Annotated in this window: 11 protein-coding genes and 1 pseudogene; 2 read left to right on the forward strand and 10 right to left on the reverse strand. The window is 38.9% G+C overall.

Annotated features, from left to right (window positions below; all coding sequences use genetic code 11):
• Positions 1 to 155: 155 nt before the first annotated feature.
• From ACSQ6I_RS20010 to ACSQ6I_RS20040, 7 genes and pseudogenes are all read right to left on the reverse strand, one after another.
• Positions 156 to 2858 (reverse strand): type I secretion system permease/ATPase, encoded by a 2703-nt coding sequence (locus ACSQ6I_RS20010; protein WP_438892043.1) that lies wholly within the window; start codon positions 2856 to 2858, stop codon positions 156 to 158.
• A complete protein-coding gene (locus tag ACSQ6I_RS20015; RefSeq protein WP_438892044.1) occupies positions 2807 to 3565 on the reverse strand; it encodes a foldase protein PrsA in 759 nt (252 codons plus the stop codon). Before ACSQ6I_RS20015 ends, ACSQ6I_RS20010 begins: the two co-directional genes overlap by 52 nt.
• Before the next feature lie 268 nt (positions 3566 to 3833).
• Positions 3834 to 4592, reverse strand: a complete 759-nt coding sequence (locus ACSQ6I_RS20020) for a TIGR00297 family protein (protein ID WP_438892045.1) — start codon at positions 4590 to 4592, stop codon at positions 3834 to 3836.
• Positions 4593 to 4683: 91 nt separating this feature from the next.
• Positions 4684 to 5469: pseudogene (locus tag ACSQ6I_RS20025) on the reverse strand (Rpn family recombination-promoting nuclease/putative transposase).
• Between the two features lie 47 nt (positions 5470 to 5516).
• Positions 5517 to 6209, reverse strand: a complete 693-nt coding sequence (locus ACSQ6I_RS20030) for a hypothetical protein (RefSeq protein WP_438892046.1) — start codon at positions 6207 to 6209, stop codon at positions 5517 to 5519.
• Positions 6210 to 6369: 160 nt separating this feature from the next.
• On the reverse strand, positions 6370 to 7350 hold the full coding sequence (locus tag ACSQ6I_RS20035) for an RsmB/NOP family class I SAM-dependent RNA methyltransferase (protein WP_438892047.1): 981 nt from the start codon (positions 7348 to 7350) through the stop codon (positions 6370 to 6372).
• Between the two features lie 32 nt (positions 7351 to 7382).
• Positions 7383 to 7577 carry a hypothetical protein gene (locus ACSQ6I_RS20040; protein ID WP_438892048.1) on the reverse strand — a complete coding sequence of 65 codons (195 nt, stop codon included), beginning with the start codon at positions 7575 to 7577 and terminating at the stop codon, positions 7383 to 7385.
• Here ACSQ6I_RS20040 and ACSQ6I_RS20045 point away from each other — a divergent pair.
• Positions 7576 to 9009: a DUF2157 domain-containing protein gene (locus ACSQ6I_RS20045; protein ID WP_438892049.1), complete on the forward strand. Its 1434-nt coding sequence runs from the start codon at positions 7576 to 7578 to the stop codon at positions 9007 to 9009. The two genes, ACSQ6I_RS20040 and ACSQ6I_RS20045, sit on opposite strands and share 2 nt — an antisense overlap.
• Before the next feature lie 140 nt (positions 9010 to 9149).
• Entirely contained in the window at positions 9150 to 9902 is a 753-nt protein-coding gene (locus ACSQ6I_RS20050; RefSeq protein WP_438892050.1) for a GDYXXLXY domain-containing protein, read from the forward strand.
• Here ACSQ6I_RS20050 and ACSQ6I_RS20055 read toward each other — a convergent pair.
• The 3 genes from ACSQ6I_RS20055 to fni all read right to left on the reverse strand — a co-directional run bounded on the left by ACSQ6I_RS20055 (position 9899) and on the right by fni (position 13460).
• Entirely contained in the window at positions 9899 to 10138 is a 240-nt protein-coding gene (locus tag ACSQ6I_RS20055) for a hypothetical protein (RefSeq protein ID WP_438892051.1), read from the reverse strand. The two genes, ACSQ6I_RS20050 and ACSQ6I_RS20055, sit on opposite strands and share 4 nt — an antisense overlap.
• Before the next feature lie 358 nt (positions 10139 to 10496).
• Positions 10497 to 12332, reverse strand: coding sequence for a signal peptide peptidase SppA (gene sppA / locus ACSQ6I_RS20060; RefSeq protein ID WP_438892052.1), 1836 nt, complete (start codon positions 12330 to 12332; stop codon positions 10497 to 10499).
• A 78-nt stretch (positions 12333 to 12410) separates the two neighbouring features.
• Positions 12411 to 13460, reverse strand: a complete 1050-nt coding sequence (gene fni, locus ACSQ6I_RS20065) for a type 2 isopentenyl-diphosphate Delta-isomerase (RefSeq protein ID WP_438892070.1) — start codon at positions 13458 to 13460, stop codon at positions 12411 to 12413.
• Positions 13461 to 13498 lie beyond the last annotated feature (38 nt).

Consider the following 13498-nt stretch of genomic DNA (forward strand, 5'->3'; position numbering starts at 1 on the left):
TTTTAAATCTTTGATTTTTCAAGTTCATATTTCAATTCAGCAACGCCAATATTTTTAACGGAGCAGTATTTTTAGTAACCTCCTGTCTTCAGCATCCACGGTTATATGCTTACTGCTCACGCTATTTCTTGACTCCCGCATCAGTCTTAATCCTCTTAAATATTCGCCTGCTGTCGTTGATAAAGTGACCAGTACAAACCCTTTTGTTGTAATAACTCTGTGTGTGTACCTCGTTCAGCAATCACACCTTTTTCCATCACTAATATTAAATCAGCACGTTTGAGAGGTGCGAAACGGTGGGCAATTAGAAACACGGTGCGGTTAGCAGAAACTTTTTGCAAGTTTTGTAATACTTGTTGTTCTGTTTCACTATCTAAGGCGCTGGTAGCTTCATCTAAAATCAAAATTGGCGCAGTAGAAAGAAATAATCGCGCTAAGGCTATACGTTGTCTTTGTCCACCAGATAAAGCTGTACCTCTTTCACCAACATTATTTTCGTAACCATAAGGTAATTGACTGATAAAATCATGGGCTACGGCTAATCTTGCAGCTTCAACAACTTCTTCTGCGGTAATATCTGGATTTCCTAAAGAGATATTTTCCAAGATAGAACCGTTAAATAGAAAGTCTTCTTGGAGAACTACGGCGATTTGTTGTCGTAAAGATGCTAAATCAGCACTTTTGATGTCAAAACCATCAATAAGAATGCGTCCTGATTCAATTTGATAAAGACGTTGCAAAATTTTGGAAAGGGTACTTTTTCCAGAACCACTACGTCCGACAATTCCTACAAATTGTCCTGGTTCGACATTAAAAGAAATTCCTTTTAATACGGGTTCGGTATTGGCATTGTAGCGGAAGAAAACTTGATCAAAGCTAACTTCACCTTTAAGCGGTGGTAAGACTAAACCTGTTCCAGCTTCGGTTTCTGGTGCGGCGTTGAGAATATCACCAATTCGGTCTACAGATAGTAAAACCTGTTGGAGATTTTGCCACAACTGCACTAGGCGCAATAAGGGTCCAGTTACTCTCCCCGATAACATTTGAAAGGCGATTAATTGACCTACTGTGAGTTGATGATCAATTACTAATTTTGCCCCAAACCAAAGTATGAGCAGTGTAGAGAAGTTGGTGAGAAAGTCACCAATATTACTGCTAATATTAGAAGTTGTGGAAGCTTTAAAACTGGTGCGAATAAAGCGAGCAAATAAACCTTCCCAGCGATCGCGTGCTACTGGTTCTGCTGCGTGGGCTTTGACAGAATGTATACCAGTAATTGTCTCTACAAGAAAAGATTGACTATCCGCACTACGGTTAAAGGTTTCATTCAACCAATTTCGCAAAATCGGTGTGGCGACAATTGTCAAAGTCGCAAATAAGGGTAATACGGCTAAAGCGACAAAGGTGAGGGGAATGTTGTAATAAAACATCAACCCCAAATACACCACCGCAAAAATGCTATCCAGGATCACTGTTAAAGCCGTACCTGTCAGGAATTGGCGAATTTGTTCTAGTTCCTGTACCCTGGCTATTGTGTCTCCCACTCTCCGCGACTCAAAATAAGCCAAAGGTAAACGCATCAAATGGCGAAAAAGTTGAGCAGATAAACTCAAATCTAAACGCCGTGCGGTGTGAGTAAAGATGAATAGGCGCAGGATTCCCAGGATAGATTCAAATATAGCGACTAACAAAAGAGCGATCGCCATTACGTCAAGAGTGGCTAAACTCTCCTGTACCATCACCTTGTCAATTATGACTTGGGTAATCAGCGGTGTGGTTAACCCCAACAACTGCAAAGTAAAGGAAGCCAGCAATACCTCACCCAACAGCACCCGATACTTCCAAACAGCAGGAGTGAACCAAGAAAGGTTGAATTTTTCTTGTTTGGAAACTAGTTCAGCTTGCCAAATTTGTCCATCCCAAGCAGCTTCTACTACCGACTGAGTTAAATATTCACATTCAAAATTGAGGGGATTGGCAATAATTAAACTATTGCCTTTCACACCATAAGCCACCACCCAAGAAGGAGTTTTGATTTCTTCAGATTTCCACAGCAACAAAGCGGGAAATGACAACTGTCTTAATTCACCCCAACTTACCCGCAACCTTCGCAGAAGTAACCCTAACTTTTCTCCAGCTTCTACCAAATTTTTGGGGCGTTGTCCTCGCATTTGCCGTTGCACCCATTCCAGTTGCACAGCATTATTTAAATATTGCGCCACCATAGTTAAACAAGCAGCGCCAGTATTCCCACTCACTACAAAAGGATAAGAAGGTGAAGAAGTTGAAGATGAATAAGATGCTTCCTCTCCCCTATTCCCTCTGTCACCGTGGCGTAGCACCTGTTCCCTGTCACCTATTTCTCCTCTATTCCCTCTGTCATCGTGACGTAGTATCTGTTCACTGTCACCTTCTTCACCTGTCAAATTCCAAAATTCATCAATTTGAGGAGTGGAAAACTTTGCCCATAGTGCTGAACTCCAACACACAACTACCACTTCCTTACTAGCAGCTACAGCTTTACAATCAATGAATAATTTTTGACAATCACCAAACCAATTTCCCTCTTGTAGAGTAGCTAAAGATTTACTGACATCATCTCGTAAGCGGACTTTACCCGTAATAATAAAAAACTGATTATCTCCTGCTGCTTGTGACCAAATTCTTTCCCCAAGTTTGTATTGCCGAACTTCGGAATAATTTTTTAATTGGTTTTTTTGTTCAGGAGTCAACCAGCATAATGGCGGTTGATCCCAAGGCATAGCAGCTAAGACATTTAGTTGTAGAGATTGATTATCCAGAATTTTTAGCTCACTTGTAATTTGACTGTCAGATTTTGAATTTTCTCCCCTATCCATCGTTCAAATAACTCATTTTGTAGTGATTGTTTAAGTTGAATATTTTCTAAAGATGCTGGCAGAATGTTTTCTAATCTAAACAAACTAAACCGCCCTTCTAATTCGATTGGGCCTATTAATTGACCGAGATTTACCGCATCCACCGCCGCCCTCAGCATATCTGGTAAACTACCCCGACTAAGTGGTCCCATCATGCCATTAAAAACTCGTTCATCTGCCAGTGAATACTCTTTTGCTAGTTGCTCAAAACTACTTCCTTCTTCAATTTGAGTGTGTAGTTCTTCAGCCAGTTCTCGATTATCAACCATAATTCGAGAAAGTACCACTCGATCTAAGTAAATCTTCCGTTCAATAAAGTATTCTGATAATTTTGGTTCGGCGATTAAAGACTTTAGTTTTTCTAATTTGAAGCTAAAAGTAACTGATGCCAGAAATGTGGCATAGTCAGTACCATTATTTTTTAACCATTCTTGGAAAATTTGGGGATCAGTAAGTTGATTTTTGAGTCGATAATCAATAATTGTTTGTTCAATTAGTCCTGTACTGATATCTATGTCATCTCGTATTTCTAGTTCGCTTTCTATTATATGTTGACGCAGGATATCACTAATAAACTGATTCAGTTTACCAGAGACTTGTAAATACTTGACTACTTGAGAAAGGTCAATTTGCTCGTCGTTGACAGTCAAAAATGATGAAGATTCCATGAAATAAATATGATGAAGCCACTAAAAATATATACAACTTTTCCATTAAATAATAGATAAAACCGTAGGAAATTACGGTTCATAATGATAAAGATTCTGTAAATTAAATAGATTAAAAATAAATAATTATAAAATTTACCGAAAATACTTAAGTTATTCAAATTAGTAAATACAACAAATCACTTAAAAATCAGTATTTTATAATGCAATATCTATTAAAAAAGACAGCAAATTCGCTGCCTGGTTATATCCAGATTTTGGTAAAATTTTAAACAAATATGCTCTTCCAAATCAAGGCAATGACAATAGCTGCAACTGCCCCAATCAGTGTATTGACAATATTTACAACTTCATTGGTGAGCCAAGTATATTTAGATTGCAAAGTGGCACCAATGACACTTTCTAAATTTGTAGCAATAAATGCTGCGATCGCACACCAAACAATTCCTAGGGGATCAATTAGATTTACTCCCCAAGCCACAAGTGCGATCGCAATCGATCCTATTACACCCGCTAAAGTCCCCTCCAAGCTTACCGCCCCTTCTGTTCCCCTAGCCACAGGTTGCAGCGTCGTAATCAAAAAGGTACTTTTTCCATAAGCTTTACCAACTTCACTCGCAGTCGTGTCAGATAGCTTAGTGCTGAAACTCGCCACATAACCCAAAACTAGCAAAGACTGGAAACTGGGTACAAGCAACACTCCCACAGCGCACAAAGCCCCAACTAACGCCGAACCCCAAACGTTTTCCGGTCCTCTAGCACCAGAACGCTTTTCTGCAATTCCTGCTGCTTCCTTTTGTGCCATGCCAATACGTGTCACCCCAGAACCGACAATAAAATAAAATACTACCACTAGATATCCTTGCCAGCCTAATGTCCCCCAAATGATAATTCCCAATAACCAAGCATGAAATATACCAGCCGGGGTGAGCAATTTTTTAGGAATAATTGCCACTATTGCCAACAAAATTGTATTTAAGACAACGCCAACTATCCAGGGGTTTAAAGACTCAATTACAGATAACATCGGTGATAAATTGTGAGTATTTTTAGGGTTTTTATGGTAGTAACATCATCTTATACTTGTTTACCGCAGATTTATTGTCATCTTAGATGCCTTAGTCCTGTCTATCCTGCTTTTTAAGGGCTTGTCGTACCACTTCGATTTTTAATTCTAGTGCTTCGGCAATTTGTTCTACACTTAAACCCATTTTCAAAAGACGAGGAATTGCTTCTAACTTAGTTTTTAGCTGAGTTTCTTCCTGAACTTCTTGATAAAATCGAGTTTTTCGCCATTCTGTTAATCCAAACATTGCTTCTAACTCCTAACGGCTATAGGTGGAAAACTTGTAAATTAGCATTCTTTCTACTAATTCTAAAAGATAACGACTGTTGTCCGCATCTGCTTGTTGTACTAAATTAATTAAACTTCTTGCTGTTTGTACTGCTTCATCTTCAGGCGCAACTACTAATTGAATAATTCCTAAACCAATTGAAGTTGATGTATCAGTTAATTCATCTAAATAAACTACATGAATTTGTCCAGCAGCTAGTGAAGTTTGATATGCAAAGGGAATACCAGGATCAAGACTCCGTTTAGCCCACAGTACTACAGCTTGCCATTTTTTATCAGGTTTATACTGGTTTAAATACAGAAATACTTCGGTAATCAACCGCCAGTATAAATCATCATCATTTTGAAATTGGACTTCAACAAAATAAATCGGATCTTCTGGGTACTCGACTTTCGGTAGAAATACACCATCTATGCGTCGTGCTAGTTCTTTGATTTCTACTGATGAAAATTCATAGTGTGCAGCTAGTTCGGGTGATTTTTCCAGCAGTTCAAATAAGACGCTGGGGAGATTTTGTAGAAGGGTGTAAAATATGGTGTCTGTCTTCATTTATCATGAAAATGCGATCTAATTTGTACGTGATAAGATACTAAACATTACATAGAATTTTGTTTTTGTTTCCATTGTTCAAATGTAAATTGCTTCATTTCACTTGAGGCATAAGGATTTAATTGATCATCACGAAAATTTATCCACAAATAAAATTCTTTCATCATATCAAAATGTCTATCAATTATTTTCTCCACCGGTATTGATTCATTGTTCTTCATATACTCTTTTGAAGAGTCACACCACCGATTAAAATCTTGTATTTCTCTAGTGCTAAATTCAAAAGAGCAATCCGTATCCATGAGGGGAGTATCAGAACTAGAAAGGTTTCTTATCATTGTCCAATGTAAATTTGGAACTGGTACAGCCTTATGTTGAACGTAGTTGCGTAAATCTCTCACAAATAAGTTCTCAAAGCTATCTTTGAGAGATTCATTTAATTTATCTTCATACTCAATTACAAATTTTCTAATTTCCTCTTCTTCACTTTTTTCCAGTTTTCTTTGAATAGCACGAGTACTATCTCTCAAAGAAGACCATGCAGTAGCGTAATTATGGATTAAGCGACTAAGTTCTCTACCACCGTATATGTGTAATTCCATGTACTTTTGCCTATCAGATATAAAATCATCACTAGCTATGAGGTTTTTATAACCTTGAATAGTTGATTTCAACTCATGATAGTTTCTTTCAAAAATATAAAAACTATAAAAAACAATAGAACCAAATTTATCTCCCATTTTAATATTCTCCCCAATTTAGTATTCGGTAATTTTTTTGATTTCATTTAATTTTAGCTATTCTAACAGAGATTGATTTTTTTTTATCTGATGACAAAATACCGTTTTAATGTGTAAACCAATAAATCCCAATTTATCAATCCACTATTTTGTTATTCTGTCAATGCGTAAGTCCTAAATTTGTTATTTCCATATTTTTGTAAATATACATTGAGGAAATAGCATCTAAATCTATCTCCTTTCTTTCACCTTCATCTGTATTTTTAAACAACACAGTAAACGCACCAGCACCTAAACCATCTTGGGGAAACATCCGATAACAAGGAATAGTAGTTAAATGTGATTGATACTTTAATAAATGAGGAACTTCCACAGCTTCAAATTGGGGAAATTTTTCTAAAAACCATTCACATACTTGCTCATTTTCCTCAGGAGAATAGGTGCAAGTCATATAAGCTAAATAACCTTGAGGAGCTACAACTTGCCCTGAGTTAGCAATAATACGTTTTTGGCGATTGGCACTTTTATTAATTGATGTAGAGTGAAAACATCCAGGTGATTTTTCACCCTTAGCTAATAAAGATTGCCCAGTACAAGGAGCATCTACTAGGACTAAATTACTAGACAAAGGAAACATTTCTGCAAAAATACTAGAATCTCTATTTACTACACCACTAGGTTTAATCTGGCAGCGTTTCAAGTTAGAAATTAGCATACCCAAACGCTTACCAATCACTTCATTACTGATCAGTAAATCAGGTTGTAATGCTTGCCAAGCAAAAACACTCTTACCTCCTGGTGCAGCGCACATATCCAACACTAAAGGTACTGTTTGATTGATAGTTAACAAAATAGAAGCAGCAAATACAGAAGAAAAATCCAAACAATAGAAATATCCTTGTTGATGTAGGGGATGTTGACCGGGTTTTTGCCCTAACTGTAAACGGTCTACAAATTGGGGTTGCCAAGGTGTTGAATTCTCTACTATAAAAGGAGAATCTTCGGGCTTATTTTTACACCAAAGAATACAAGGTAAAAAAGGCTTAGGATTAACTAAAGCATCTATAAACTTTGCTTGTTCATCAGCATTATCAAATAAACGGCGGGAAACTTTAAGTAATAAATTTGAAGGCTTTTCCATCTTGAAGTTTTTGAGTCAAATATTTGGGAACTTTAGCTAATTAGAACAATATTGAAACTGTTACACCGGAACAATGCCATCAAGGTATTTAGCTGCATACTGAAAATATAATGACCACCATTTAGATTGCGTTTGCGAAGCGCGTCCGGCGCGGCTTCTGGCCTTTGGCTAGAAGCTAACCGTGTTTTGACACTTGCTAAACTAACCCATTGCACCGGAGAGGTCATGATCCCAGATAATTTTCCGAAAAAATTACGCCAAGAAGCAAAACTTTGGCGAGATGAAGGACTTATTAGTTCTTCTCAACACCAGCAACTAGCAGACCGTTATCAATTTAATAAAATAGAAGCGGCTGCACGAGAAAGTTCTGGATTAATTGCCGTTGCCGCAGGTGGCTTACTTTTAGGATTAGGCATAATTATCTTTGTAGCAGCAAATTGGCAAACATGGTCAAGAGAAGTCAAGTTTATTTTGTTAATGAGTTGGTTTCTGTCTACTGCTATCACTGGTTTTTATACTTGGAGAGAACCAACACTCAAGAAATCTGAAAATAAAAAGCCACAACGCGGTAAACGTCTACTAGGAGAGGGGTTGCTAATTCTCAGCGCCTTCATTTTAGGGGCAACTTTACTGCTAATGGCGCAAATATTCAATGTTAGCGGTTCTGCTGCTGAGTTATTTTTGGCTTGGGGGTTCGGTGTTTTAGTGATGGCCTATAGTCTGTCGCTCAATTCTTTAGGTATTTTAGCTATTGTCCTCATCCAAATTGGTTATTGGATAGGACTGAGAGAGTTTTTATCCTCTCCTAATGAGTTGAGTTGGGCGCGGTTAGCAGTGCGACATATGCCTCTGCTTTCATGGTTGGCGTTTGTTCCCTTAGCCTATGTCTGCCGTTCACGGTGGATTTTTGGGTTAGCTGCTGTAGCCTTTACTGTTTCTTTGCAATATAACCTCAACCCATTACCACTGGCGACTTTTTCTTCTAATGTAGTTCCTTGGGTGGCATCCTTTGCTTTAGCACTCCCACCGTCATTACTCTGGAGTTATGATGACTTGCTTTTCCCCACGGTTCATTACAGGTTATTTCAACCCCTAGCCCGTAATTTAGCCTTGGTGTGTTTCAGCGTCGTCTTTTATTTGTTATCTTTCCGTTGGCAATGGCAATCTTTTGGTTTTGGTAATTCGGCAACAAATTCCTTGAATGTTTTCCAGTCTCTGCCAATAATTGATTTGGGAATTATCAGCGGCTTGGCAGTTTTGCAGTGGTTATTTCTGTTTCGTCATCGTAATAATCCCACCCGCAAGGAAGTATTTTTTACGATCACTGTCATTATCATTTTTCTCAGCTTTATTGTCATAGTACCTTTTTGGCATCAAGCTATTAGTCGCATTCCTGAATTGGGCATTTTTGTTTTCAATGTCCTGTTGACAACATTAGTTTGGGGACTGATCCAAGAAGGAATGAAGTTAAATAACAGATTTTCTTTTTGGTGCGGTATGCTATTGTTTGTCTTGCAAATTATCAGCCGCGTGTTAGAGTACGATACCGATTTATTGTTTAGATCATTGGTGTTTGTATTGTGCGGTTCTGGTCTGATTTCTGGGGGTCTTTGGTTTGAACGTCGTTTCCATGAACGTACTGCTACTAAGAAACAGTAGAGAAGCTGTTTAGCTAGAATTAACAGATATACTAAATCTCTGCGTTAAAAATCCTATTAGTTATTAGTCATTGGTCATTGGTTATTGGTCATTGGTCATTAACAAGTGACAACTAAACAAATTCTAAGCAATTAATTATCATGACAAATAAATCACCTGAATCGAATAAACCACCTGAATCCAATAAATCACCTGAATCGAAGAAAACCTTAAGCCCAGAGAAAGAGTTTTCTGAAAAGTTGACTTTTCGGGATTACTTGATAGCTACTGAGCAAAAAGCTAATGAGCCGCTACCAATTTGGCGGTTAATAGCACCTTTAATGGTACAAATTGGCCTAATTTTGGCGGTTCCAACTCAAGCGATGTATACAGATGTAGCGGGTAAATCTGTGGTTTTGCAAACTCTACCTGTATCTTCTAATAATTTGCTGCGGGGGTCTGCTTTAACGCTTGACTATAATATATCCCGCAGCGAAACTTTGAGAAGATTACCTGGTTGGAGAGATTGGGTAAGACAAAATTCCCTGAGAAACTCACAAGTAACTCAGGGTAGTGTCTTATATTTGACTTTGCAGGAACAACAATCTTTTAATCGTGATGTTGGTATTCCCAGGGCTTGGAGGCCGGTGCGGGTCAGTAGTAGTCGGCCTCAGAACTTACGCAATAATCAGGTAGCTTTAAAGGGTAATTATCAAGATGGTTTGATTAATTACGGTTTGGAAAACTATTACATTTCTGAAGAACAAAGACAGCAGATTAATAATGATCTGTTAGAAACACAGGAAAGCAGAAATGGGCGGAGATCGCCGATAGTGGTAAGAGTGAAAGTAGATCCTCAAGGTAATGCTGTACCTACGAGTATGTGGATAGGCGATCGCAATTATAGCTTTTAGTCTTGGTGGTGTAAATTCCAGGCTGCACCAAAAGCAGCCCCAGCCCCGGCTAATAACCCAGTACTCATACCTTGAATAGTTTTTTCTACTGGGTTTTTAGTCAAACATTCGCTGCTGATTGAATCAGCACTCAAGCACATTTTGCTTTCTGCCCAAGCAGAAGTTCCGCCTAAGATGACACCAGATATACTACAGGAAACAACGAGGAGTAACAGGCGCTTACTTTTTCTATCCATAGATGGATGTGTAAAATAGAAGAGTGAGGTTTTGTTCTCAACTACTTTACACTCTTTTTGTAATTTAGCAACAGGTGACATGAGGCAGGGAGCATAAGTACTTACTTCCTCATCTCCCCAATTACCAATTACCAATTACCAGCCTAAATAAGATACGAAGAAATACATAATTTGTCTGAATCAGGATACCCAGGATTAAAGGATGAACAGGATGAAAAGATACATAATTTGTCTGAATCAGGATGCCCAAGATTAAAGGATGAACAGGATGAAGAAATACATAGGGCTTGCTGATTAAATCCTACGAATCCTCAAATCCTGTAAATCCTGATTATGACTACTAAATATCTGAATTAGGTTAGTCAATCTTCAAGTTGAAAGGTAAGCGGGCATAAATTCCTTGAGGATCGTTCATTTTGTTTAAAATTGAAATTTCCTGTTGTAATTTCTCAAATTCTGCTAAAAGCGGATTAGCTGATTTGATTGGAGTTTTTTCAATCCCTAATTTTGCTTGTGCTTCTTGCACTTTACGCCCAAAAAAACGTTCTTGTAAGGTTGTCGCTCGCGGATATTCTTGTAATTCCCAATCATTCCCTAACTTTGCTTCTTTGGCAGCATATTCAATGGCGACATTAAGACCACCAATTTCATCAACTAAACCGATTTGCTTGGCTGCTGCACCTGACCAAACTCGCCCTTGGGCAATTTCTGCTACTTTTTGTTGGGGTAGCTTTCGACCTTGGGCAACTTTATTGATAAACATATTATAAATGCGGTTAACACTGCGCTGATATAGTGCTAATTCTTGGGGTGATTTTGGACGAGAAACGGTTTGGTTATCGGCATATTTTGCAGTTTTGACTGTATCCCAGGTGATGCCGTTGTTATTTGCTAGTTTTTCACCGTTAAATAGTACGCCAAAGACACCTATAGAGCCTGTGATGGTGTTGGGTTCGGCAAAAATGCGGTTGGAGTCGCTGGCTATCCAATAACCACCAGAGGCGGCAATATCACCCATTGAAACGATGACTGGTTTGACTTGCCGAGTTAATTTGATTTCTCGTTGTATTATTTCGGAGGCGGTGGCGCTACCACCAGGGCTGTTAATGCGTAAAACGACAGATTTGACATCTTGATCTTGCCGCAGTTGATTGAAGATTTGAGCAAAGCGATCGCCTCCTATTTCTCCAGTCTCCCCTTTTCCATCGACTATTTCACCTTCAGCATAAATGATGGCAATTTTATTTTCTGAGTTACGTTCTACACCCATTGATTTGCCAGAAACTTCAGCGTAATCACTGATGTTAATTTGCCGGAAACTTTTATCGTCTTTATCACTAGCGGTTAACTTTTTGAGGTCAGTGACTACTTGATCTAGGTAGGCTACCTGATCTATCAAACCATTGGTTTTGGCGGTGTTAGCTTCTAGAATAGCTTGGTTATCTGCGATCGCTTGCAATTTCTGTGGTTGAATTTTCCGGCTTGTCCCCACAGATGTTCGCCATTCTCCCCACACGTCATCTAATAATTTCTGCGTTTGTTCTCGATTTTCTGGACTCAGTTTGTCTAGTATAAACGGTTCTACTGCTCCCTTAAATTTCCCCACTCGAACTACTTGAACACCTATACCGTATTTCTGCAATGCTCCTGTCAAAAACATCGGCTGTGAACTCAAACCGTTGATTTCTATTAGTCCTACGGGATTCAGAACGATATTATTGGCTACCGAACTTAAATAATATTCCCGTTCATTCCAGTCTGTGCCATAGGCGACAATTTTTTTGCCAGATCCACGGAATTTATCTAAAGCTTGACGGATTTCTTTGAGGGAAGCATAGCCGAGTCCACTAGCTGCACCAGATTTTGTCGCATCTATATAAATACCAACAATGCGCGGATCTTTTTGTGCTTTTTCTAAAGTTTCTATAACTTTGCGGAGTGTAATTCTATCTTCGTCTACTCCTGTTAAGGTTGTTTGCAGTAAGTCACTGGAACTAGGTTGACTGTCAGTGATTTTCATAGATAAGTCCAAAACCAGCATGGATTTATCTTTGACTTCTGGCCCCGTATCTTTGGAGCTAGTAGCAACGATAATCAGGAATAATAAGCCTAGAGTACTGATACCAGAGAAAATAGTCAGCCCCAGTAAGCTACCAATTAAACTAGCAAAAGTTTGTTTAAGAAAGTTAGTCATTAGTTATTAGTCATGAGTTATTGGTCTTTAGTCATTAGTAAAAAAAACCAATGACTAAGGAAAGACAACCTGTTTACTTTATTGTATGCTGTGCAAACTGTTGGATTGCTTTAACTGATACAAAGTTCTATTACCAGTACAGAATAATACGGTGGTGATTTCGGCAATTAATACTTCTGCTAAGTCTTGCAGTGCTGTTTCTGATACATCTGCTGCTTGTAGGAAGGGCATTGCTAAACCAGCGATATCTGCACCGAGAGCGATCGCTTTGGCAACATCTAAGCCATGACGTAAACCCCCAGAAGCAATTAAGGGGATTTGCGGAAACTGAGCGCGAATGCTGGTAATACACTCTGCTGTCGGTATCCCCCAATCAGCAAAAGTCCTCCCCAAGCGCCGCTGCAATGACGTTTCTGCTCTTTCGCTTTCTACCAACGCCCAAGATGTACCACCTGCACCAGCTACATCAATGGCTTGTACTCCCACAGATATCAGTTTTTCTGCCATTGTCGCAGAAATGCCATTTCCTACTTCTTTGGCAATTACAGGTACTGGCAATTTGCTGCATAAGTTAGCTATTTTGTCAAACAAACCCCGAAAATTGGTATCACCTCTGGGTTGAATGAACTCTTGCAAAGGGTTAATGTGTAAAATCAAAGCATCTGCTTCTAAAATATCAATAATTCGCAGACATTCATCAACACCACATTGATAATTAAGCTGCACTGCACCCAAGTTAGCAAACAGCAGCACATCAGGAGCATATTTGCGAATAGCGAAGGTATCAGCAACTTGGGGTTTTTCCAATGCTACACGCTGGGAACCCACACCCATTGCTAGTTTATATTGTTGGGCGATTTCTGCCAAACGACGGTTAATGATGCCGGCTCGATCTGTTCCCCCAGTCATGGAGGAGATTAATAAAGGTGCGTTCAGGCTTTTTCCTAAAAAATTGGTGCTGATATCAATGTCAGTGCGATCGCATTCCGGTAGACAACAATGAGTAAAGCGATAGCGTTCTAGTCCAGTAGTGACTTGTTGACATTGTACATCTTCCTCTAGACAGATGCGGATGTGATCTGCTTTGCGATTTTGCGTTTGTGCTGAGGTGCTGGTAGGAGGGTTCACGGGTAATGATTCCAAGCTTTTACCTTCATTATTGTGAC

This window comes from Anabaena sp. WFMT, from assembly GCF_051781005.1.
GTDB lineage: Bacteria > Cyanobacteriota > Cyanobacteriia > Cyanobacteriales > Nostocaceae > Anabaena.